Source organism: Isoptericola sediminis (assembly GCF_013085345.1).
GTDB classification, from domain to species: Bacteria; Actinomycetota; Actinomycetes; order Actinomycetales; family Cellulomonadaceae; genus Isoptericola; species Isoptericola sediminis.
In genome coordinates, this window is the sequence record NZ_JABFAJ010000024.1 from 74,624 (window position 1) to 98,038 (window position 23,415).

18 protein-coding genes and 3 pseudogenes are annotated in these 23,415 nt (G+C 73.9%); 15 read left to right on the plus strand and 6 right to left on the minus strand.

The window, feature by feature from the left end:
• Positions 1–36: 36 nt before the first annotated feature.
• Positions 37–2,883 carry a helix-turn-helix transcriptional regulator gene (locus HLI28_RS12750; RefSeq protein WP_171247945.1) on the minus strand — a complete coding sequence of 949 codons (2,847 nt, stop codon included), beginning with the start codon at positions 2,881–2,883 and terminating at the stop codon, positions 37–39.
• A gap of 243 nt (positions 2,884–3,126) precedes the next feature.
• Here HLI28_RS12750 and hrcA point away from each other — a divergent pair, with 243 nt between their 5' ends.
• The 15 genes and pseudogenes from hrcA to HLI28_RS12815 all read left to right on the plus strand — a co-directional run bounded on the left by hrcA (position 3,127) and on the right by HLI28_RS12815 (position 18,620).
• Positions 3,127–4,167, plus strand: coding sequence for a heat-inducible transcriptional repressor HrcA (hrcA, locus tag HLI28_RS12755; RefSeq protein WP_171247946.1), 1,041 nt, complete (start codon positions 3,127–3,129; stop codon positions 4,165–4,167).
• Between the two features lie 49 nt (positions 4,168–4,216).
• Positions 4,217–5,338, plus strand: a complete 1,122-nt coding sequence (dnaJ, locus tag HLI28_RS12760) for a molecular chaperone DnaJ (protein ID WP_171247947.1) — start codon at positions 4,217–4,219, stop codon at positions 5,336–5,338.
• A 10-nt stretch (positions 5,339–5,348) separates the two neighbouring features.
• Positions 5,349–6,125: a 16S rRNA (uracil(1498)-N(3))-methyltransferase gene (locus HLI28_RS12765; protein WP_171247948.1), complete on the plus strand. Its 777-nt coding sequence runs from the start codon at positions 5,349–5,351 to the stop codon at positions 6,123–6,125.
• Positions 6,126–6,134: 9 nt separating this feature from the next.
• Complete coding sequence (locus HLI28_RS12770; RefSeq protein WP_171247949.1) at positions 6,135–6,488, plus strand: histidine triad nucleotide-binding protein; 354 nt, start codon at positions 6,135–6,137, stop codon at positions 6,486–6,488.
• A 2-nt stretch (positions 6,489–6,490) separates the two neighbouring features.
• Positions 6,491–7,207 (plus strand): annotated as a pseudogene (locus HLI28_RS15615) (PhoH family protein); the annotation flags it as partial.
• A 369-nt stretch (positions 7,208–7,576) separates the two neighbouring features.
• A pseudogene (locus HLI28_RS15620) lies at positions 7,577–8,014 on the plus strand (LAGLIDADG family homing endonuclease); the annotation flags it as partial.
• A gap of 264 nt (positions 8,015–8,278) precedes the next feature.
• A pseudogene (locus HLI28_RS15625) lies at positions 8,279–8,617 on the plus strand (PhoH family protein); the annotation flags it as partial.
• The gene (gene ybeY / locus HLI28_RS12780) at positions 8,614–9,066 is read left to right on the plus strand and encodes an rRNA maturation RNase YbeY (RefSeq protein ID WP_171247951.1); all 453 of its coding nucleotides are present in this window, start codon (positions 8,614–8,616) and stop codon (positions 9,064–9,066) included. The pseudogene HLI28_RS15625 and the gene ybeY, both read left to right, overlap by 4 nt.
• An 8-nt stretch (positions 9,067–9,074) precedes the next feature.
• Positions 9,075–10,394 carry a CBS domain-containing protein gene (locus HLI28_RS12785; RefSeq protein WP_171247952.1) on the plus strand — a complete coding sequence of 440 codons (1,320 nt, stop codon included), beginning with the start codon at positions 9,075–9,077 and terminating at the stop codon, positions 10,392–10,394.
• On the plus strand, positions 10,391–11,359 hold the full coding sequence (era, locus tag HLI28_RS12790) for a GTPase Era (protein WP_171247953.1): 969 nt from the start codon (positions 10,391–10,393) through the stop codon (positions 11,357–11,359). The genes HLI28_RS12785 and era overlap by 4 nt, the downstream gene beginning before the upstream one ends.
• Positions 11,360–11,419: 60 nt before the next feature.
• A complete protein-coding gene (locus HLI28_RS12795) occupies positions 11,420–13,000 on the plus strand; it encodes an alpha/beta hydrolase family protein (RefSeq protein ID WP_171247954.1) in 1,581 nt (526 codons plus the stop codon).
• 106 nt (positions 13,001–13,106) lie between these two features.
• Complete coding sequence (locus HLI28_RS12800; protein WP_171247955.1) at positions 13,107–14,966, plus strand: DUF7937 domain-containing protein; 1,860 nt, start codon at positions 13,107–13,109, stop codon at positions 14,964–14,966.
• A gap of 294 nt (positions 14,967–15,260) precedes the next feature.
• Positions 15,261–17,051, plus strand: coding sequence for a 2-isopropylmalate synthase (gene leuA, locus HLI28_RS12805; RefSeq protein WP_171247956.1), 1,791 nt, complete (start codon positions 15,261–15,263; stop codon positions 17,049–17,051).
• Positions 17,052–17,088: 37 nt separating this feature from the next.
• Entirely contained in the window at positions 17,089–17,823 is a 735-nt protein-coding gene (gene recO / locus HLI28_RS12810) for a DNA repair protein RecO (RefSeq protein WP_171247957.1), read from the plus strand.
• Entirely contained in the window at positions 17,823–18,620 is a 798-nt protein-coding gene (locus tag HLI28_RS12815) for an isoprenyl transferase (protein WP_171247958.1), read from the plus strand. The genes recO and HLI28_RS12815 overlap by 1 nt, the downstream gene beginning before the upstream one ends.
• A gap of 115 nt (positions 18,621–18,735) precedes the next feature.
• Here HLI28_RS12815 and HLI28_RS12820 read toward each other — a convergent pair whose 3' ends face one another.
• The 5 genes from HLI28_RS12820 to HLI28_RS12840 form a co-directional block, all read right to left on the minus strand.
• Positions 18,736–19,806 (minus strand): ABC transporter substrate-binding protein, encoded by a 1,071-nt coding sequence (locus tag HLI28_RS12820; protein ID WP_171247959.1) that lies wholly within the window; start codon positions 19,804–19,806, stop codon positions 18,736–18,738.
• A gap of 61 nt (positions 19,807–19,867) precedes the next feature.
• A complete protein-coding gene (locus HLI28_RS12825) occupies positions 19,868–20,737 on the minus strand; it encodes an ABC transporter ATP-binding protein (protein ID WP_171247960.1) in 870 nt (289 codons plus the stop codon).
• Positions 20,734–21,795, minus strand: coding sequence for a FecCD family ABC transporter permease (locus tag HLI28_RS12830; RefSeq protein ID WP_171247961.1), 1,062 nt, complete (start codon positions 21,793–21,795; stop codon positions 20,734–20,736). The genes HLI28_RS12825 and HLI28_RS12830 overlap by 4 nt, the downstream gene beginning before the upstream one ends.
• Position 21,796: 1 nt before the next feature.
• On the minus strand, positions 21,797–22,831 hold the full coding sequence (locus HLI28_RS12835) for a FecCD family ABC transporter permease (RefSeq protein WP_171247962.1): 1,035 nt from the start codon (positions 22,829–22,831) through the stop codon (positions 21,797–21,799).
• Positions 22,831–23,376, minus strand: a complete 546-nt coding sequence (locus tag HLI28_RS12840; protein WP_171247963.1) for a DedA family protein — start codon at positions 23,374–23,376, stop codon at positions 22,831–22,833. Before HLI28_RS12840 ends, HLI28_RS12835 begins: the two co-directional genes overlap by 1 nt.
• Positions 23,377–23,415 lie beyond the last annotated feature (39 nt).

Here is a 23,415-nt window from a genome sequence, read left to right on the forward strand (position 1 = left end):
CCCGGGGCGGCGCGCGTCTGAGGTACCCCGGTGGGTTCAGGCGGGGTGCGCCGCGGACCGGGCCACGACGGCGGCCTCGGTCCGGCTGGTGACGCCGAGCTTGCGCAGGATGGCCGAGACGTGCACCGACGCCGTCTTGCGGGAGATGAACAGCCGCTCGGCGATCTGCCCGTTCGTCAGCCCCTCGGCGACCAGCTCCAGCACCTGGCGCTCCCGGTCGGTCAGCGGGTCGGCGCCGGCCTCGCCCGGCCGGCGCCGGGTCGGTGCCGCGAGTCCCGCGTCGTGCAGCAGCGACGTCGCCCGGGCCAGCAGGGAGCCGGCACCGACGTCGCGCGCGGCCTCCGCGGCGTCACCGAGCAGCTCGCGCGCGCGAGCCTTGTCACCGGCCGCGAGCCGGTGCTCGCCCTCGCGCACGAGGGCGTAGGGGCGCAGGTGCGCCGGGGCGCCGTCGTCGGGACCGAACGCGCTGACCTCGGGCCACGGGGTCCGGCCCAGCTCGGCGGCGAACACCGTCGCCCACAACCGGTGGGTCGGCCAGAAGGCGGCGGCGGCCAGGGCCTCCTCGTACGGTCCGACGTCGACCGTCCGGCCGGTGGCGCGGGCCCGGGCGAGCACCCGGGCGGCGACCGCCAGCACCGTCAGGGCGTACGCCCCGGACAGCCGACCGGGGTCGGCGGCGTGGCGGACCAGGTCGAGCGCGTCGTCGACGTCGTCGCGCGCGAGGGCCAGCTCGGCCAGCGTGGCCGGGGCCCGACCCCGGACCTGCATCTCCACCTCGGCGAACCGCAGCCACACGGCCCGGTGGCGTCGCCCCATCGCCTGGGCGGTCTCGACGTCCCCGCGCCACAGCGTGAGCCACGTCCATCGTTCGGCCAGGTAGACGGCCCAGGCGCTCGGCGAGACCTCGTTCGTGGCCCGCCGGTACCAGGCGTCGGCCTCCTCCCAGCGGCCGAGCCCGATGAGGGCCTCGGCGACGTTGCCCTCCAGCATCGCGCGGCTGCTCCAGCCGGATCCCCCGGCGCGGCCGACCTCGGCACCGGCCGAGGCGGTCCGCAGCGCCTCGGCGAACCGGCCGAGCCGGAGCTGGTGGTCGGAGAGGTTGGTGAAGTAGTGGGCCCGCCCGGCCCAGTCGTCCCCGGAGAGGCGGCGGGACTCCTCGAGCTCGTCGAGGCCGCCCGGGTCGCCCGCGCTCAGCCGGGCGAGACCGCTGGTGTTCAGCAGCAGCGCGGCGGTGGAGCGGTCGCCCGCGGCCGTCGCGGCCTCGTAGCCGCGCCCGGCGGCCGCCACCGCCTCCTGGAAGCGGCCGGCGAGCATCTTGGCGCGGGCGTCCAGGCGCAGCAGCCCGGCGAGCGTCCCGAGGTCGTCCTGCGGTGCCGCCGCGAGCGCCTCCCGGGTCCGGTCCAGGCCCGCGACGTCGCCCGCGCGCAGCTGCTGCACCGCCACGAGCCCGAGGGTGCGGGCCCGGCCCGCGGGGTCGTCGGCGGGCCACTCGTCCAACGCCTGACGCGCCAGCGCCAGGGCCCGGTCGACGTGGGTCGCGACGGTCTCGGCCTCGGCGACCCGCACGAGCAGGTCGTGGTGCGTGGTGCCGGTGACGTCCGCCGCGTCCGGCACGGTGTCCCACAGCTCGAGAGCCCGTTCCCCGAGCCGGACGGCGGCCGCGGGGGCGACGTCGTTCGCGGCGGCGTCCAGGCCGGTCACGGCGGCGGCCAGGGCGCGGTCCGGCACGCGGGCGTGCCACCAGTGGTCGGCCTGCTCGACCAGGCGCGGCACGGTGGCCGCACCGGTGGCCAGCGCCTCGGCGTAGGCGGCGTGCAGCCGCCGCCGCTCGGTCGGCAGCAGCTCCGCCTCGACGGCCTCCTGCATCAGGGCGTGACGGAACCGGTAGCCGTCGGGGTCGGCCTGCAGGACCAGGGCGTCGACGGCCTCGCGCGCAGCGGGTTCGGCCTGCTCGAGCGCCTCGTCGCCCAGGACGGCGGCCAGCACGTCACGTCCGGCGCGGACCCCGCCGGCGGCGACGACCCGGCAGAACGCCTGCGCGGCCTCCGACAGGCCGGCGTAGCGCAGCAGCAGGACGTCACGCAGCGAGACGGGGATGTCACCGTCGTAGCAGCAGGCGAGCTCCTCGACGTAGAAGGGCACGCCCTCGGCACGCTCGACCAGCTCGTCCAGGCCCCCGGCGCCGGTCCGGTCCGCGCCGGCCGGTGCGTCGGGGAGCACGGCGCGTGCGAGCTCGACGACCTCCGGGTCGGCGAGTCGCGGCACCTCGACCCGTTCGGCGAGCCGAGCCCGGTCGAGCTCGGCCAGGGTGGTGCGCAGCGGGTGGCGCCGGCCGACGTCGTCGCTGCGGTAGGTGACCAGCACGAGCAGGTGGGTGGACGGGGCGGCACGGGCGAGCCGTGCGACGGTGGTCCGCGTGACGTCGTCGGACCAGTGCAGGTCCTCGACGACGACCACGACCGTCCGGCGGGCGCAGAGCGTCGTCAGCAGGTCGGTGAGCACCTCCGGTACGCGGCCGCCGTCGACGCCGGGCCGCACGGTCACCAGCCGGGGCAGGATCACGCCGAGGGCGTCCGCCGCGGGGCCGGCGGCGTCCAGCACCGCCTCCTCACCGAGCGCGCCGACCAGGTCCCGCAGCACGCCGTCGAGCCCGGCGTAGGGCACGGGCCCCGCGCCGGAGTCGGCGCACTGGCCCCGAGCCACGAGGGTCGTGCCGGTGTCGACGCCGTCCAGGAGCTCCTCGACGAGGCGCGTCTTGCCGATCCCGGCCTCACCGGCCACGACGAGGCACCGCCCCGCGCCGCGGGTGGCACCGTCGAGGGCGTCGCGCAGCGCGGCGAGCTCGGGCCGGCGCCCGACCAGGGGGACCTGGCTGACCCTCATGGGGTCATGCTGCCAGCCTCCGGGGCGGTACGCCTCGGGCGGGGCGGACGCCCCGGGCCGGCGGCGTCGCCGGTGGGTGAGCGTCGCGAGCACGGGGGACGAGGCCCGGCCACGGGGCCGGGCATGACGTACCTCACCGGTGACGGCGGGTGACGCCGGACCGTCGCACGAACCGCGTAAGATGGCACTCAGCCCTGGAGAGTGCTAAACCCCCCGGGGCGCCGAGCGAGGGGAGGTCGAGAAGTGAGCGAGGAACGTCGGCTCGAGGTGCTGCGCGCCATCGTCGAGGACTACGTCACCACGCGCGAACCCGTCGGGTCGCGCATGCTCACCGAGCGTCACCGTCTCGGTGTCTCCCCGGCCACGATCCGCAACGACATGGCCGCGCTGGAGGACGCCGGGTACATCGCCCAGCCGCACACGTCGGCCGGCCGGGTGCCCACGGACGCCGGGTACCGGGTGTTCGTCGACCGGCTCGCGGAGGTGCGCCCGCTCAACGTGCCCCAGAAGCGGGCCATCGAGACCTTCCTGTCCGAGGCGATCGACCTCGACGACGTCCTGACCCGTGCCGGGCGGCTGATCGCCCAGCTCACCGGCCAGGTCGCCGTGGTGCAGTACCCGTCGCTGCGCCGGTCGGGCCTGCGTCACCTCGAGCTCGTGCCCGTGGCGGACTCCCGGATCCTCGTCGTGGTCATCACCGACACCGGCCGCGTCGAGCAGCGCTACTGCGAGCTGCCGGTGCGACCGGACGGGACCGATGCCGGCACGGACCTCGACGAGGGCACCCTCGGCGAGCTGCGGGCCCGGTTCAACGCCGCCGCCGCCGGCAAGCGCCTCGCCGACCTCACCGGCGTGTTCGCCGGCGTGGTCGAGTCCGTGGGCCCGCGCCTCAGCGGCGTGGCCCAGGCGGTGGCGGACCTCGTCGTCGAGACGCTCGGGGAGGAGAACGAGGAGCGGATCGTGCTGGCCGGCACGGCCAACCTGGCCCGGTCCGGCGCCACGTTCGAGCAGGGGCTGAGCCCCGTCCTCGAGGCGCTCGAGGAGCAGGTGGTGCTGCTCGGGCTCCTTACCGAGATGGCGACCGACGGGGTCGGGGTGCGGATCGGGCACGAGAACCGGCTCGACGGTCTCACCGAGACCTCCGTCGTCGCCTCCGGTTACGGTAGCGACGGCGACACCGTCGCCTCCCTCGGGTCCATCGGCCCCACCCGCATGGACTACCCGGGCACCATCGCCTCGGTCCGCGCCGTGGCACGCTACCTGTCGCGCGTGCTGCCGAACTGACCACCGGTATCCCTGACCAGACTTTCTCCACGTCACCGAAGAGAGACCTGTGACCGACTACTACGAGATCCTCGGCGTCGAGCGTGACGCCACTCCCGAGCAGATCAAGAAGGCCTACCGCCGCATGGCGCGCGAGCTCCACCCCGACGTCGCGGGTGCCGAGGGCGAGGAGAGGTTCAAGGACGTCGCCCGGGCCTACGAGGTGCTGTCGAACCGCGAGAAGCGCGAGCAGTACGACATGGGCGTCGACCCGAGCGCACCCGGCGGAGGCGCCGGAGCCGGCTTCGGCCAGGGCTTCGGCTTCCAGGACATCTTCGAGACGTTCTTCGGCGGCGGCCAGGCCAGCGGTCCCGTGCCGCGGGCCCGGCGCGGCCAGGACGCGTTGGTGCGCATGGACATCGACCTCTCCGAGGCCACGTTCGGCGGCAAGCGCGAGCTGCAGGTCGACACCGCCGTGGTGTGCGGCACCTGCGGCGGCAACGGCTGCCGGCCCGGGACCGACGTGCGCACCTGCGAGGTCTGCCACGGCCAGGGCAACGTCCAGCGCGTGGCCCGGTCGTTCCTCGGCCAGGTCATGACGACGGCGCCCTGCGCGGCCTGCCAGGGTTTCGGCACGATCATCCCCGAGCCCTGCGCGGAGTGCTCCGGCGAGGGCCGGGTGCGCTCGCGCCGGTCGCTGACGGTCAACGTCCCCGCGGGCGTGGACACCGGGACCCGGATCAAGCTCGCCGCCCAGGGCGAGGTCGGGCCCGGCGGCGGCCCGGCGGGCGACCTGTACGTCGAGATCCGGGAGAAGGCCCACGACACGTTCGTGCGCCGCGGCGACGACCTGCACTGCACCCTGCCGGTGCCGATGACCGCGGCCGCGCTGGGCACCGTGCTCGAGCTGTCCACCCTCGACGGCCAGCAGGAGATCGACCTGCGTCCCGGCATCCAGCCGGGCGAGATCGTCACCCTCAAGGGCCTCGGCGTGGGGCACCTGCACGGCAACGGTCGCGGCGACCTCAACGTCCACGTCGAGGTCCAGGTGCCGACCTCCCTCGACGAGGAGCAGACCGAGCTGCTGCGCCGGCTGGCGAACCTGCGCGGCGAGGAGCGCCCCGACCCGCGGCTGGCCGCGGCCCACCCGGGCGTGTTCTCGCGGCTGCGGGACAAGTTCGCCGGGCGCTAGGCGAGACGTCGTGAGCGCACCGGTCTTCGTCGACCACGGCGTGCCGGCCTCCCTGGCCCCGGAGGCGACCTACGTCCTCGGCGGGGCGGAGGGGCGGCACGCCGGCGTCGTCCAGCGACGGCGTGCCGGGGAGCGGGTCGACGTCGTCGACGGCGCCGGCACCCGCGTGCTGGGCGTCGTCGAGACGGTCGACGGCGGCGAGGTCACGCTGCGCGTCGAGGACGTGCGGCACGAACCGGCGCCGACGGTGCGCCTCACCCTCGTGCAGGCGCTGGCCAAGGGCGACCGCGACCACCAGGCGGTCGAGGCCGCGGTCGAGGTCGGGGTCGACGCCGTCGTGCCCTGGCAGGCCGACCGGTCCGTCGTCGTGTGGCGCGGGCCGCGCGCCGAGAAGGCTCGTGCCAAGTGGTCCGCCACGGTGCTCGCCGCCGTCAAGCAGTCCCGCCGCGCCTGGCTGCCGCCGGTGGAGGAGCACGTCACCACCCGGGCCCTCGCCGCCCGGGTGCGCGACGTCGTCGCCGCCGGTGGGACCGTGGTCGTCCTGCACGAGGAGGCCACGACACCGCTCGCCGACGTCACGCTCCCGGAGCCGGCTCTCGGCGCGGACGCGCCTCCCGAGCTGGCGCTCGTCGTCGGACCCGAGGGCGGGATCTCTGCGGACGAGGTCGCCGCGCTGACCGACGCCGGCGCCGTGACGGCACGGCTCGGCCCGCACGTGCTGCGGACGTCCACGGCCGGCCCCGTCGCCGTGGCGCTCCTGAGCGACCGGCTGGGCCGCTGGCGGTAGCGTGGACGCATGACGACGGAGACCGAGGCGGACTGCCTCTTCTGCAAGATCGTCGCCGGCCTGCAGCCGGCCGACGTCGTGGCCGACACCGAGCGGGTCCTGGCGTTCCGGGACATCGACCCGCAGGCGCCGGTGCACGTGCTCGTCGTGCCCAAGGAGCACCACGGCGACGTGTCCGTCCTGGCCGCCGCCGACCCGGAGCTGCTCGCCGAGGTCGTCGCCGTCGCCGACGAGATCGCGCACGATCTCGCCGACGGCCAGTACCGGTTCATCTTCAACTCCGGCCCGCGCGCGGGTCAGAGCGTCTTCCACGTGCACGGCCACGTCCTGGCCGGCACCCAGCTGGGATGGAGTCCCGCCTGAGCATGACGTCCCCCGCCTCCGACCGCTCCCTGACCGACCACCCGCGGCACGCCACCGAGCATCGCGTCGTCGTCCCCCCGCACGTGCCGATGGTCGCGCTGCTCGGCAGCGGCGACTCCGTCCTGCGAGCGATCGAGGACGGGTTCCCCGGCGTCGACGTGCACGCCCGCGGCAACGAGATCTCCGTGCACGGCCCGGCCGGCGACGTCGCCCTGGTGGCACGGCTGCTCGACGAGCTCGTCGAGGTCGTCGAGGCCGGCACCCCGCTCACCCCCGAGGTGGTCTCCCGCTCGGTGTCGATGCTGACCTCCGCCGCCGCCCAGCGGCCTGCCGAGGTGCTCACCCACGACATCCTCTCCGGGCGCGGCCGCACGATCCGCCCGAAGACCGTCGGCCAGAAGCGCTACGTGGAGGCCATCGCGGCCAACACGATCACCTTCGGCATCGGCCCGGCGGGCACCGGCAAGACCTACCTGGCGATGGCGAAGGCCGTGCAGGCCCTGCAGGCCAAGCAGATCAACCGGATCGTGCTCACTCGGCCCGCCGTCGAGGCGGGGGAGAAGCTCGGCTACCTGCCCGGCTCTCTCAGCGAGAAGATCGACCCCTACCTGCGACCCCTGTACGACGCGCTGCACGACATGCTCGACCCCGACGCGATCCCGCGGCTGGTCGAGTCCGGCACGATCGAGGTCGCGCCGCTGGCCTACATGCGCGGCCGTGCCCAGCCCTACGACGCCAAGGTCCTGACTCCCGACGGCTTCCGACCGTTCGGATCGCTGCGTGTGGGCGACCTGGTCGTGGGGTCCGACGGGCGGCCGACACCCGTCGTCGGCATCTACCCGCAGGGGCCGAAGCAGACCTATCGGGTGACAGCGTCGGACGGTTCCTCGACCGTCTGCTGCGGCGAGCACCTGTGGACCGTCCGGACGCAGTCGGACAAGCGTCGGGGTCGGAGCCGGACCGTGGAGACGCAGGAGATGATCGGTCGCGAGTGGTACGGACACACCCGCAGGTTCGAGCTACCGGTCGTCGACCCGGTCGAGATGCCGACGCGCGACGTGCCGATGGACCCGTACGCGCTGGGGCTGATGCTCGGCGACGGCTCCTTCTCGTCGCGTGCGACGCCGTCGTACACGACGGCGGACCCCGAGCTTGCCGACGCCCTGGAGTCCGCGCTGCCTGACATCGAGCTGGTTCCGGACGGGGAGTACGGCTACGTGCTGCGGCACGTCCACGGGCACCGCGGTGGGGTCATCGTGGCGAACCCGGTGAAGACGATCCTGCGCCGGCTGGGTCTCGACGGTCGGAAGTCGGCCACGAAGTTCGTGCCCGAGGTGTACAAGGTCAACGCCGTCGAGGTGCGCCTGGCGGTCCTCCAGGGACTCCTGGACACCGACGGCGGGCCGGTGGCACAGACCGGGCGGACCTGCCGGGTGCAGTACACGACCACGTCGCGTCGACTCCGGGACGACGTCGTCCATCTCGTCCGGTCGCTCGGTGGTGTCGCCACGACCAGCGTGCGGGAGGCCGAGGGACGGACGCCCGGACGTGTCCGCGGACGACCGGTCCCGTATCGCCGCGACGCCTACGTCGTCGAGATCCGGCTGCCCGACGGCGTCCCTCCGTTCCGCCTCACCCGCAAGGCGCGGAGGTACGCCGCGCTCGGAGGGGGACGTCCGATGCGCACCGTCGACTCGATCCTGCCTGCGGGCGTCCAGGACACGATGTGCATCCAGGTCGCCGCCGAGGACTCCCTGTACGTCACCGACGACTTCCTCGTCACGCACAACACCATCAACGACGCCTTCATCATCCTGGACGAGGCGCAGAACACCTCCGCCGAGCAGATGAAGATGTTCCTCACCCGGCTCGGGTTCGGCTCGACGATGGTCATCACCGGCGACGCCACCCAGGTCGACCTGCCCGGCGGCACGGCCTCGGGCCTGCGGGTGGTCGAGGACATCCTCACCGGGGTCGACGACGTCGAGTTCTGCCGGCTGACCAGCACCGACGTCGTCCGGCACCGCCTCGTGAGCGACATCGTCGACGCCTACGCCCGCTGGGACAGCACCCGCCCGGCCGACGACCGCCGACGGCCCGGACGCCACGACCGAGGAGGACGCCGGTGAGCATCGAGGTCAACAACGAGTCCGGCGTCGAGGTCGACGAGGCCGAGTTCGCCGCCCTGGCGCGGTTCGCGCTCGACGAGCTGCACGTCCACCCGGCGGCCGAGCTGTCGATCGTGTTCGTCGACACCGCCACCATGACCGACCTGCACGTGCAGTGGATGGACGAGCCCGGGCCCACCGACGTGCTGTCCTTCCCCATGGACGAGCTGCGTCCCGGTCGCGAGGGCGAGGAGACCCCGCCCGGGACCCTGGGGGACATCGTGCTGTGCCCCGAGGTGGCCGCCACCCAGGCCCGCGCCGCCGGGCACTCCACGGTCGAGGAGCTGCTGCTGCTCACCACGCACGGGATCCTGCACCTGCTCGGCTACGACCATGCCGACCCCGACGAGGAACGAGAGATGTTCGCCCTGCAACGACGGCTCCTGCTGACCTTCCTGGCCGGGCGGTGAGCGGCGCGGTGGACGCTCCCGACCTCGTGCTGTGGGCCACGCTCGTCGCGGCGCTGGGCCTGTCCGCGTTGCTCAGCGCCGGCGAGGCCGCCGTCGAACGGGTCACCAAGGTCTCCCTGGCCCTCGCGCTCGAGGAGCCCGGACCGGACGGCGGGACGCCGGCCCGACGCCGACGGCGCAACATCCGCCGGGCGCAGGCGCTCGCGTCCGACTCCCGTGCCGCCGGGTCGTTCGCCCTGGTCCGGGTGCTGTCCGAGACGGTGTCCGTGGCGTCGGCGACCTTGCTGCTGGCCCACTGGTTCGACCGGTGGTGGGAGGTGCTGCTCGCCGCCGCCGTCGTCGGGGTCCTCGCGGGGATCCTCGTGGTGCGGCTCAGCCCGCGCACGTGGGCCCACCACCGCCCCACCACGGCGCTGGTCATGCTCGCCGGCCCCCTGTCCGTCGTGCACCGGGCCGTGGCCTGGGTGCCGCGACGGGACCGGGCCGCCGACGTCGCCGTGCCCGAGACCGACGAGCTGCAGGACATGGCCGACCGGGTCCGCGAGAACGAGGCGATCGAGGAGCCGGAGCGCGAGCTGCTGCGCTCGGCCCTCCAGCTCGGCGACACCCTCGCCCGCGAGGTGATGGTGCCGCGCACCGACATGGTCACCGCCGGCGCCGACACCTCGCTGCAGAAGGCCATGCGGTTGTTCCTGCGCTCGGGCTTCTCGCGGATCCCGGTCGTCGGCCGCACCGTCGACGACCTGCTCGGCGTGGTCTACCTCAAGGACGTGGCGCGGCGGCTCGAGAACGACGCCGGGGCGGCGGACTGGCCTGTCCGGGACGTGGCACGCGAGGCGGTGTTCGTGCCGGAGTCCAAGCCGGCCGACGACCTGCTGCGCGAGATGCAGGCCCGGCGTTCCCACATCGCGATCGTCGTCGACGAGTACGGCGGGGTGGCCGGGCTGGTCACCGTCGAGGACATCATCGAGGAGCTCGTCGGGGAGCTGACCGACGAGCACGACACCGTCGCCGAGCCCGAGCCGGAGGACCTCGGCGACGGGCTCTGGCGGGTGCCCGCCCGGATGCCCGTGGACGAGCTCGGCGAGCTGTTCGACCTGCGCCTGGACGACGACGACGTCGACACCGCCGGTGGTCTGCTCGCCAAGGCGCTCGGCAAGGTGCCGCTGGCCGGGTCCTCCGCCGACGCCGGGGCGCTGCGGCTCGAGGCCGAGCACGTCGAGGGTCGCCGCAAGAAGCTCGCCAGTCTCCTGGTGCGACGGATCGCACTCCCCGCAGTGGACGAGGACGACGACGTCGTGCCGCACGACCAGAAGGACGCCGTATGACCCACGAGAACCCGCACCGCTCCGGCTTCGCCTGCCTGGTGGGGCGCCCCAACGTCGGCAAGTCGACGCTGACCAACGCGCTGGTGGGGGAGAAGGTCGCGATCATGTCCGCCCGGCCGCAGACGACCCGGCACACCATCCGCGGGATCGTCCAGCGCGAGGACGCCCAGATGGTGCTGGTGGACACCCCCGGCCTGCACCGGCCCCGCACGCTGCTCGGCGAACGGCTCAACACGCTCGTGCTGGACACGCTCAGCGAGGTCGACGTGGTCGCGTTCTGCCTGCCCGCGGACCAGAAGATCGGACGGGGTGACCGCTACATCGCCAACCAGCTCGCCCCGCTGATGGAGGGCCGCCGGTCGGCGGTCCCGGTCGTGGCCGTGGTGACCAAGGCCGACCTCGTCGGCCGGGGCCAGCTGGCCGAGCACCTGCTGGCGGTGGACCAGCTCGCGCGGTCGATCGACCGCGACTGGTCGGCGATCGTGCCCGTCTCCGCGAAGGGCGGCTACCAGGTCGAGGAGCTCACCGAGGTTCTCGTGGCGCACCTGCCCGAGGGGCCCGACCTCTACCCCGGGGGTGAGCTCACCGACGAGCCCGAGGAGACGATGATCGCCGAGCTCGTACGCGAGGCGGCCCTGGAGGGCATCCGGGACGAGCTGCCCCACTCGCTGGCCGTCGTCGTCGAGGAGATCGTGCCGCGGGAGGGCACCGGGCAGGACCAGGGCACGGACGGCGCCGCCGGTATTGCCCCGCTGCTGGACGTGCGCGTCAACCTGTTCGTCGAGCGCGAGAGCCAGAAGGGCATCATCATCGGCCGGGGCGGGTCCCGGCTGCGCGAGGTCGGGTCCCAGGCACGGGAGGGGATCGAGAAGCTGCTCGGCGCGCGGATCTACCTCGACCTGCACGTCAAGGTGGCCAAGGACTGGCAGCGCGACCCCAAGCAGCTGCAGCGGATGGGGTTCTGAGAGCGCCGTTCCGGTGCGTCCCGGCGGCCCCGCACAGGGTCGCCGAGTAGCATCCGAGAGGTGGTCTTCCGGACGTTCGCGGCCAGCCTGGCCCTGCTGGTCGGGCTGGCCGTCGTGGGATCCCTCGCCGGACCGCAGTGGCACCCGGTCCCGGTGCGGGACCACATCGTGCCGACCCGCGTGGACACCACGATCGAGAGCAACGACCCCGTGTCTCTCGCCGACGCGGGACAGGTCGGGGACCACGAGGTGCGCAGCACCGTGGTCCCGGTCGACCTCGGCGACACCACGGTCGAGGGCCTCCTGCGCCGCCCCGTCGACGAGGACGGCATGCTGCTCGAGGACCGCCCGGGTGTCGTGTTCGTGCACGGTGCCGGGACGGGCCGGGCGCAGGAGGCGTTCGTCCGGACCGCCCGGATGCTGGCCAGCGCCGGGATCGTGACCCTCGTGCCCGACAAGCGCCTGGACACGTACTCCACCCGCGAGCGCGACTACGAGGCCATGGCCGAGGACTACCTGCGGTCGGTGGACCTGCTGCGTACCGTCGAGGGCGTCGACCCGGCGCGCGTGGGCGCCTACGGCGAGTCGGAGGGGACCTGGATCGTCCCGGTCATGCAGGTCGACGACCCCACGCTCGCCTTCACCGTCCTGGTCTCCGCACCGGTGGTGCCCCCGCGCGAGCAGGCGGCGTTCGCCGTCGACAACTACCTGCGCAACACGGGGGTGCCCGGGCAGGTGTTCCGGGCGATCCCGCGCGCGGTCGGGATGCAGCTGCCGGGCGGCGGCTTCGACTACGCGGACTTCGACGTGCGCCCGTGGCTGGAGCAGCAGACCGCGCCGATCCTCGTCGTCTACGGCACCGCCGACCCGTCGATGCCCATCGAGCAGGGGGTCCGGCTGATCCTGGCCGACACCGGCGTGGGCACCGACGCGCCCGTGACGGTGCGGTACTACGCCGGGGCTGACCACGGCATCCGCCTGCGCGGCGAGCAGTCGACGGACGGAGCCGGGTCGCCGCTGCACCCCGACTTCCCGCGGGACCTCGCCGCCTGGATCCAGGGGCTGCCGGGGACCGCCGACGCCGCGCCCCGGGTCGCCGGCGACTCCCCGGAACAGCTCTACCTGGCGGCGCCGGTGCCGCGGCCGCAGTGGTGGGGCAACGGTGACGTCGTCGTCGCCGTGGTCGTGGCCGGGACCGGCCTGGTGGTGCTGGCCCTGGTGGCCTGGGGCGTCGCGGCGCTGGCCCACCGGCTCCTGCACCGGCCGGCGCCGCACGGCGGCCGCTTCGCGCCCGGGGTGGGGCCGCCGCTGGTCGTGCTCGGGGTGGTGTCCGTCGCCACGGTCGTGGGTCTGGCGCTCTACCTGGCCGCGGTCGCCCGTCTCGCCGTGGACTACGAACGTGACGCCCTCGTGGTCCAGGGCGGCTGGATCACCGTGCGGGTGCTCGGCGTCGTCGCGGCCGTGGCCGCCGCCGTGCTGCTGCGACGGGTCGGCGACGTGCGGGTGCACCGTCGGGCCGACCGCGACGTGGCCGTCGCCCACGGGGCGGTGGCGCACGTCACGTTGTGGGCCGTGGTGCTCGGCTCCGCGTTGTTGCTGGTCACGGCCGCTTACTGGGGGGTGTACCAGCTCGGGATCTGACCGTGCCGCGCCCCGGGGAGACGGGAGGCGGTCCGGTCGGGTAGAAACGTCCAGGTCCGGTCCCGGTTCCCCGGTCCGGGGAGGCCAATCGCAAGGAGTCACCGTCATGTCCGACGCCGTCGCCGTCGACCAGCGCCGATCGCCCTTCGCGGGGGTGCCCACCCGCGAGATCGTGCGCGACGCCGTCGCCGTGGGCGCCCTGCTCGTCGCGCTGCCGTTGCCGTGGGCGATGCTGCTGCGGGGCAGCGACCTGCTCTGGGTCGTGCTGGCCACGGTCGCCGCCCTCGTGGTGATCGTCGCGCCCTACGCCGAGCGCGCCGGTGTGCTGTCGGAGGGCTGGAAGCGCCTGGCCGAACCCGCCACCCGGTGGTGGGGGCTCGCCCCCTACGGCCTGGTGGCGCTGCTGTACCTGGTGCTCGACGTGGTCAGCCCCGGGGACCAGGAGGGCTTCGTCGGCGGGGGGCTGGCGGTCGGGCTGGCCGGCGCCGTGCTGGCCGCCGCCATGACCGGCACCCGGCCGATGGTCGTCTCCGCGCTCGTCCTCGCCGCCGGTGCCGTGCTGAACCCGCTGCTGAACCTCGTCGGCGACACGTCGGCGAACGGCGTCCTCGGCGCACTGCTCGGTGCGGTCCTGGTGCTCGGTCTGCTCTGGGCCACGGTGCGCCGCTTCCTGCGGGGGGACGACGCCGCCGGGATCGTGCTGCTCGTCGTCGGCGGTGCGGTGATGCTGGAGATCGTCATGCTCGGTGGCGGTGTCGGCACCGCCTGGTTCGACTCGGTCCACGGGAGCCGCTTCGGGCTCCTGCTGCTGCCGGTCGTGTCCGCGGCGGCGGCCGTGCCGGTCCTGACGCGCATCGACGCCCTGGCCGACGAGCCCGTGGAGGCCGCCTCGGCACGCTGGGTCCGGGTCGCGGTGCAGTCCTTCGAGCTGATGACCCTCGTCGCGGGCTTCGTCGCGGCCGTCGCCCTCGTGCGGCTCGTGGGGGTCGGGGTCAGCGCCGAGGTCATCGTGCGGCTGATCGTCGGGGTGCTCGTCGTCGTGGTCGCCGTGCTGGCCCGCCGGGCCCTGCTGCGGAACCCGAAGGACGGGCATGCCACGGCGGTCGGGGCGGCCTGCGTCGTGGTCGTCCTCGGCGTGATCATCGTGGTGGCACGCGCAGGCGTCGGCACCGCGTCGCGGGTGGAGGAGCTGCTGCTGGCGCTCGCGCTGCCGGCCCTCGTGCTCGTGGCACTCATCGTGCCGCCCTCGGTCCGCGCCCTCCTGGGCAGCGAGCCGGCCGCCGCCCCGGTCCACGGTCAGGCGGAGCACGGCCAGTACTCCCAGCCGGAGTACGGCCAGTACGCCGGGCCGGACCACGATCAGCCGGAGTACGGCCAGTACGCCCAGCCGGACTACGGCCAGTACGCCGGGCCGGACCACGATCAGCCGGAGTACGGCCAGTACGCCCAGCCGGAGTACGGCCAGTACGCCCAGCCCGAGCACGCGCAGCAGTGGTCGGGCGAGGAGAGCGGGCACAGCGCCTCCTCCGCGGTGTCGCGGAAGCCGTCGTCGGGCTCGGAGCCGGGGGCCCGGTGGCGTGGCACCTGGGCCGACGGCACGGACGCGACGCAGCACATGTCGCCGGTCCGCTCCGCCCCGTCGGGCGAGCAGCCGCAGGCCGCCGGGAGCAGCTCCCCGGTGGACGCGACCGCCGTGCAGCAGCCCGTGCGTGCCCAGGCGGAGGCCACGCGGGCCGAGAGCACGCAGATGATGTCGCCGGTGGCCGACGCCCCGGCGGGGTCCTGGACCGCCGAGCAGGCGATGGACCCCCACACGCCGCTGGAGCAGCTCGCGCAGATCGTCCAGGAGGCTCCCCACCTGCGGCCGCACGTCGCCGCCAACCCCGCGACCTACCCGGCCCTGCTCGACTGGCTCGGGGCGCTGGGCGACCCGGCGGTGGACGCCGCGCTGCGCAGCCGGCGCTGACCACGCGGGCGGGCGCCCCGACCCGCGGTCGGAGCGCACGCCCCCCGGGGGGGCGGACCCGGTCGGGTCGCGGCGTCCCGGCGTGGGGTGGCGCCGCCGGGTGCGGTCGCGGTACACAGTGTGGACGTCAGGGTGACCTCGGCCACAAACGGTGTACGGTGTGAGGATGCAGCACGTGGTGAGCCTCCTCCTTCGGTGCCGCGGCGAGGCCTAGTACAGGCCGGTTCCTCGCCGCGGGGAACGTTGGTGCGCCGGCCGTCACCGAGCCGAACCACCCCGAAGGACGACCTCCCGATGATCGCCGAGCACACCCACTCGACCAACGGCATCGCGGCGCACAACCCCCAGCGCCCCTCGCAGATGCCCTACCACCGCTACGTGCCGTTCCACGAGCAGATCCAGGTGGACCTGCCGGACCGCACCTGGCCCGACCGCCGGATCGAGAAGGCCCCGCGCTGGTGCGCGGTGGACCTGCGGGACGGCAACCAGGCCCTCATCGAGCCGATGAACGCCGAGCGCAAGCTGCGGATGTTCGAGCTCCTCGTCCAGATGGGCTACAAGGAGATCGAGGTCGGGTTCCCGTCCGCCTCGCAGACCGACTTCGACTTCGTGCGGACGCTCATCGAGACCGGACGCATTCCCGACGACGTCGTCATCCAGGTGCTCACCCAGTGCCGCGACCACCTCATCGAGCGCACCTACGACGCGATCCGCGGTGCCAAGCAGGCGATCGTGCACATTTACAACTCGACGTCGATCCTGCAGCGCGAGGTCGTCTTCCGCACCGACCAGGACGGCATCATCGACATCGCCCTGCAGGGCGCGCGGCTGTGCCGCAAGCTCGAGGAGACGGTGCCGGAGACGACCGTCTACTACGAGTACTCCCCGGAGTCGTACACCGGCACCGAGCTCGAGTACGCCGCCCGCATCTGCAACGAGGTCCTCGAGGTCCTGGAGCCGACGGCGGAGCGCCCGGTGATCGTCAACCTGCCGGCGACGGTGGAGATGGCCACGCCCAACGTCTACGCCGACTCCATCGAGTGGATGAGCCGGAACCTCAACCACCGCGAGCACGTCGTGCTGTCCCTGCACCCGCACAACGACCGGGGGACGGCCGTGGCGGCGGCCGAGCTGGGCTACCAGGCCGGCGCGGACCGGATCGAGGGCTGCCTGTTCGGCAACGGCGAGCGCACCGGCAACGTCGACCTCGTGACCCTCGGCCTGAACCTGTTCGGGCAGGGCATCGACCCGCAGATCGACTTCACCGTCGGCGGCGGCATCGACGGGATCCGGCGCACGGTGGAGCACTGCAACCAGCTGCCGGTCCACGAGCGGCACCCGTACGCGGGCGACCTGGTCTTCACGGCGTTCTCCGGCTCGCACCAGGACGCCATCAAGAAGGGCCTGGAGCACATGGCGGACCGCGCCGTGGCCGAGGGCAAGGACGTCGACGAGCTGACCTGGGGCGTGCCCTACCTGCCGATCGACCCGAAGGATCTGGGCCGCACCTACGAGGCGGTCATCCGGGTCAACTCCCAGTCCGGCAAGGGCGGCGTGTCCTACCTGCTGCGCACCGAGCACCAGCTGGAGCTGCCGCGCCGGCTGCAGATCGAGTTCTCCGGGGTCGTGCAGAAGTACTCCGACACCGCGGGCAACGAGGTCACCGGCGCCGACATCTGGCGCATGTTCACCGACGAGTACCTGCCGTTCGACGAGTACGGTCACTCCGACCTCAAGCCGTGGGGCCGCCTCCGGCTGCGCGAGATCCGCACCCGGGCCGCCGAGGACGGGACCACGACGCTCGAGGTGGACGTCGTGGACCAGGGCACGGAGCAGACGCTGGTCGGCACCGGCAACGGACCGCTGGACGCCTTCGTCACGGCGATCGCGGGTGTCGGCGTCGACGTCAAGGTGCTCGACTACGCCGAGCACGCGATGAGCGCGGGCGGCGACGCCGAGGCCGCGGCCTACGTGGAGTGCGCCGTCGGCGACGACGTGCTGTGGGGCGTGGGCATCGACCCGTCGATCACCACCGCCTCGCTCAAGGCCATCGTCTCGGCGGTGAACCGCACCGAGCACGCCTGAGGTCCTCGCTGACAGGGGCACCTGGGACAATGGCCAGGTGCCCCTGTACCGAGACGACGCGATCGTGCTGCGCACCCAGAAGCTGGGCGAGGCCGACCGCATCATCACGCTGCTGACCCGCGAGCACGGAAAGGTCCGTGCCGTCGGTCGCGGTGTGCGGCGGACGTCCTCACGGTTCGGCGCCCGGCTGGAACCCTTCATGGCGGTCGACGTCCAGCTGCACACCGGCCGCAGCCTCGACTCGGTGACGCAGGTCGAGACGATCGGCCCGTTCGCCCGGCAGATCAGCGCCGACTACGCGTTGTACACCGCCGGGGCGGCCATGCTGGAGACCGCCGACCGCCTGGTCTCCCAGGAGCACGAACCGGCCGTCCAGCAGTACTGGCTGCTCGTGGGCGCGCTGCGAGCGCTGTCCGAGCGGGCGCACGCCCCCGGGCTGGTGCTGAACTCCTACCTGCTGCGCGCGCTCGCCGTCGCCGGCTGGGCGCCGTCGTTCACCGAGTGCGCCCGCTGCGGCGAGCCCGGGCCGCACCACGCCTTCGCCGTCGCGCAGGGCGGGGCGGTGTGCACGCGCTGCCGCCCGCCCGGGTCGCCGTCGCCGGCCCCGGAGACGTTCGTGCTGCTGGCCGCGCTGCTGGCCGGCGAGTGGGACGTCGCCGACGCCGCCGAGCCGCGCCACCGCCACGAGGCGGACGGCCTGGTCGCCGCCTATTCGCAGTTCTACCTGGAGCGCACCCTGCGCTCCTTGCGCCTGATCGAGAGAGAGGCCTGATGCCCCGCGCCCCCCGTGAGTACGCCGAGCCCTACCCGCACCCCTCCGGTGCCACGCCGCCGGACATCCCCGCCCAGTTCGTGCCGAACCACGTCGCCGTCGTCATGGACGGCAACGGCCGGTGGGCCAACGCGCGCGGGCTGTCCCGGATCGAGGGGCACAAGGAGGGCGAGAAGTCGCTGCTCGACGTCGTGGCGGGCGCGGTGCAGATCGGGGTCAAGCACGTCTCGGCGTACGCGTTCAGCACGGAGAACTGGAAGCGGTCGCCGGAGGAGGTGAAGTTCCTCCTGGGCTTCAACCGGGACGTCATCCGCCGGCGCCGGGACGAGATGGCGTCCTGGGGCGTGCGGATCCGCTGGGCGGGGAGGCGTCCGAAGCTGTGGGGCTCGGTGATCGACGAGCTCCAGCGGGCCGAGGAGATGACCAAGGACAACGACCGCTGCACGCTGACCATGTGCGTGAACTACGGCGGACGCGCGGAGATCGCCGACGCGGCGGCGGCGATCGCGCGGGACGCCGTGGACGGGAAGATCAACCCGGCGCGCGTGACCGAGAATACGATCCAGCAGTACCTCGACGAGCCGGACCTGCCGGACGTCGACCTGTTCCTGCGGTCCTCGGGCGAGCAGCGCACCAGCAACTTCATGATCTGGCAGGCCGCGTACGCCGAGCTGGTGTTCCTGCCCGAGCCGTGGCCGGACGTGGACCGGCGGCACCTGTGGAGGGCGGTCGAGGAGTTCGCGCGCCGCGACCGGCGCTACGGCGGGGCCGTGGACGTCCCGGGCGCGTCGGCCTGACGCCGAACAGGTGACGCCCGTCCGAGATCGCGTTCACGGGCCCCCAGGGGGCCCTCCACTTCGGGATCGACGACCTCGGACGGGCGTCATCTGTTCGACGACGTGTCGTGACGACTCAGCTCTCGTCGTACAGCGCCGCGAGCTGGTCGACGATCGCGGGGACGCCGTCCGGCCAGTCGTAGGACAGGGCCGTGGGCGGCGAGACGGAGGAGACGGCGACGTTGCCGACGACCTTGACGACGTTCCCGTCGGCGATCGCCGGGACCGCCTGGAGCTCGTCGGACTCGCCGAACGTCTCGGCCTCGGACTCGGTGTACGTGTAGGCGATGACGACGTCCGACTCGAGCTTGTCCAGCTCCTCGTAGGACAGCGCGTAGAAGAACCCGCCGTCGGAGGTGTCGAGCTCCGCCACGGCCGGTGCGGACTCGATGCCCAGCTTCTCCAGGATGCTCACCCGGGGGTCGGCCGGCGTGTAGACGTACACCTGGCCCTCGGAGGGGGAGTCGACGATCGCGGCGAACGTCTCGCCCTCGAGCTCGGGGTGCTCGGCGGCGAGGTCGGCGAAGTAGGCGTCGATGTCCGACAGGACCTGCTCACCGGCCTCGGAACGGCCCAGGGCCTCGGCGGTGATCGTGATGGTCTCGTCCCACGGGGTGGTCCACGGGTTCTCGGGGTAGGCCACGACGGGGGCGATGTCGGAGAGCACGTCGTACTGCTCCTCGGTCAGGCCCGAGTACGGGGCGAGGATGAGGTCGGGGTCGGCCTCGACGAACTCCTCGTAGGGCACGGAGGCGCCGGCTTCCGGGTCGGTGAAGATGACCGGCTCCTCGGCGCCCAGGGCCTCGTACTCCTCGGCGACCCAGGGCACGAGCGCCTGCTCGCCCACGGTGAAGACCTGCTCGGCGACGCCGACGGGCGCGACCCCGACGGCCAGGGCCGCCTCGGTGGAGCCCCAGCCCCAGGTGGCCACCCGCTGCGGCTCGGACTCGATCGTGGTTTCGCCGAAGGCGTGGGTCATCGTGACCGGGAACTCGTCGGTGGCGCCCGCGGAGCCCGCCGACTCCTCGGCGGCGGTCTCCTCCCCGGAGCCGGCCTCGAGCTCGGCGTCGCCGGAGCAGGCGGTCAGCATCAGGGTGCCCACGGCGGCGAGGCCGACGGCGGTGGTCAGGGAGCGGCGACGACGCACAGGTTCTCCTCGGTGTGCTCACGGCGAACCGTGAGGGCGGGTAAGTGAGGCAAGGCTAACCTCATTTGTCGACCGAGTGGAAGGGAGTGTGACGTCGCCCACGCGGGTGCCGGCCCACCGGGACGACCATCGGGGTGCCCGAGACCGGGTCGGGCACGACCTGCGCGTCGAGGCCGAACGCGTCCAGGACCGTGCGGGCGTCGAGCACCTCGGCCGGCGGTCCCTCGGCCACGACCCGCCCCGCGCTCATCACGACCAGGTGGTCCGCGTAACGGGCGGCCAGGTTGAGCTCGTGCAGCACCATGACCACGGTGGTGCCCCGCTCCGCGTTGAGGTCGGCGAGCAGGTCCAGCAGCTCCACCTGGTGGGCGACGTCCAGGAACGTCGTGGGCTCGTCCAGGAGCACGACGCCGGTCTCCTGGGCGAGCACCATCGCCACCCAGACGCGCTGCCGCTGACCGCCGGAGAGCTCGGCCACCGGCCGGTCGGCGAGGTCGGCGACGCCGGTGGCCTCCAGGGCCCGCCGCACGACGGCGTCGTCGTCGCTGGAGTGCCGGCCGAACCAGCCCTGGTGCGGGTAGCGGCCCCGGCCCACCAGCTCGGCCACGCGGACGCCGTCGGGCGCGACGGAGGTCTGAGGCAGGACGCCGACGGACCGGGCCAGCTCCTTGCGGGGCATGGTGGTGACGTCCCGGTCGCCGAGGGTGACCCGCCCGGCCTCGAGCGGGTGCAGCCGGGCCAGGCCGCGCAGCAGCGTCGACTTGCCGCACGCGTTCGGCCCGACGACGGCGGTGACCCGGCCCGCGGGCAGCGTGAGGTCGAGGTCCTCGATGACGCGGTGCCCGTCGTACCCGATCGAGACCCCGTGCGCGACGAGCGCGCCGGTGGTGCCGTGCGCCGGGCGGGTGTCGGTGTGCGGGACGTCGATCATGCGCGGGTTCTCTTCTCGTGGGTGGCGAGCAGCCACAGCAGGTACGGGGCGCCGACCAGGCCGGTGACGATGCCGGTCGGGGCGGCCACACCGAGCACGGCGTGCTCGGCGACGATGTCGGCGGCCAGGACCAGGGTCGCACCGGTGGCGACGGACACGGACAGGGCCGGGCCGCCGTCGTCCACCAGACGACGGGCGATCGCCGGGGCGACGAGGGCGACGAACGCCAGCGGCCCGACGACGGAGGTCGCCAGCGCGACGAGGCCGACCGCGGTGAGCAGCGTGCCGACCCGGGCGGCGTCGGTGGGTACGCCGAGCCCACGGGCGTGGTCGTCGCCGAGGGCGAGCGGAGCCTGCCAGCGGGAGATCGCCGCGACCACCACGGCCAGGACCGCGAGACCCAGTCCGAGCACCCCGAGCTCGGTGCCGCGCACGTCGGCGACGCTGCCCACGGTCCAGACCAGGGCGGACGCGGCGTCGCGCTGGTCGGCGCTCGCGAGCATCCAGGCGAGCACCGAGGAGGCGAGATAGGCGAACCCGACGCCGACGAGCACGAACCGGATCGAGTGCAGGCCCTGGCGCCAGGCGAAGAACCAGATGAGCAGCGCGATCACCCCCGCGCCGACGAACGCCCCGGCCGAGACGGCCAGGCCCGTCAGCCCGAGGCCGAGCATCGCGACGACCGCTCCGACCGAGGCGCCGGTGGCGATCCCGAGGATGTCGGGGCTGGCCAGCGGGTTGCGCAGGGTCGACTGGAACAGGGCCCCGGCGAGGCCGAACGCGGCGCCGGCGAGCAGGGCCGCGGCCAGCCGCGGCAGCCGCAGGCGCTGCACGATGAACAGGTCGCCGTCGTCACCGACACCGACGGCGGCCAGCAGCGCCCGGCCGGGGGTGAGCGAGGCCGCGCCGAGCGTGAGGGCCAGACCGGCCAGCGCCACCGCGAGGACCGCGAGCGCGCCGAGGACGAGGGCGAGGCGCCGTCGGCGGCGGCGGCGCAGGGAGCCGACGGGGTCGGTGGCCGGGGTGGCCGACGGGGTGGCGGGGAGCGTCGTCGTCATCTCACACCCCCGCGATCTTCCGGCCGCGGGCGACCGCGACGAGGACGGGTGCGCCGAGCGCTGCGGCGACCACGCCCGCCTCGAGCTCGCTGTGCGGCAGGACGAGCCGGCCGATGACGTCGGCCCCGAGCAGCATCACGGGTCCGAGCAGCGCCGACATCAGCAGCACCCAGCGGTAGTCGGTCCCGACCAGGCGGCGGGCGGCATGCGGGACGGCCAGACCGACGAGGGCGATGGGGCCGGCGAGCGACGTCGCCGCGCCGGCCAGCAGCACGATGGTCAGCCCGGCGACCGCCCGGGTGACACCGACGCGCTGACCCAGGCCCCGGGCGATGTCGTCACCGAGGGCGAGCATGTTGAGGCGGTGCGCGAGGCCGGCGGCCAGGACGGCGCCGACGGCGATGAACGGCAGCACCACGAGGAGCGTCTCCGTCCCGCGGCCCGTGAGCGACCCGACGGCCCAGAACCGGTAGAGGTTGAACGCCTGCTGGTCGCGCAGCAGCACGAGCGTGATGAGCGGCGTGATGAGTGCGGTGACGGTCGCCCCGACGAGAGCGAGCTTGACCGGCTGCCCGGAGCCGATGGAGAACACCAGGGCGGCCGCGGCCGCGGCGCCGAGGAAGGCGAACCACACGAACTGCGACGGTGCGGTGAGCCCGAGCAGCCACACGGCGCAGACGACGGCGAACGACGCGCCGGAGTTCAGCCCGAGCAGACCGGGGTCGGCGATGGGGTTGCGGGTGACGCCCTGGATGACGGCACCGGCCACGCCCAGGGCCAGGCCGGCGGCGATCCCGACCAGGGCGCGCGGCACCCGCTGGCCGGCGATCACCTGGTGGTCGACGTCGCCCGCGACGGGGTCGGTGAGCGCCTGCCACACGACGGGCAGGGACACGTCCCGCACCCCGAGCACCAGGCTCGCCACCACGACCGCGGCGAGGGCGGCGAGGGCGAGCAGGCAGGCGAGGACCCGGCGCCGGGTGCGGCGGGCGACCTGCTCGGCAGCAGTCGGCACGGTGGCTGGCGAGGTGAGCATCAGACCTCGTCCGGCTGGGGTGCGGCGGTCCGGTGCCGGGACCGGCGACGGAGCAGCAACCACACGGTGAGGCCCGCCGCCAGCACGGCCAGGGCGGCGAGCACGGCCGGCTGCTCGAGGAACAGCAGGACGGCGCCCCAGACGACCGCGGTGCCGACCGTGGTCCAGATCGCCGCCCAGATCAGGGAGCCGAAGGTCAGCGCCACGAGGTAGCGGCCGAACGGCATCCGCAGGTAGCCGGCGGCGAGGTTGACCACCGTCTGGATGCCGACGGTGAAGAAGGAGAAGGTCACCGCCGGCGGGCCCCACCGATGGATCCGGTCGATGACCCGGGTCGCGCGGTCGCCGGTCAGGAGCTCGGCGGCGCGGGTGCGCACCGTGCCGCGGGCGACGCCGCGGCCCAGCCAGTAGGTGGCCCCGGCGCGCACCATGACGAGGCAGAACGCGGCCAGGTACACGATCCAGAAGGGGAATCCGTCCAGCGTGAACACACCCTGGCGCTCGGCGTCCTCGGACGCGGCGACGACCAGGTGAGCGGTGACCATGGCCCCATTGTGCCCTGTGAGGTATGCCTGTCCTTAGTC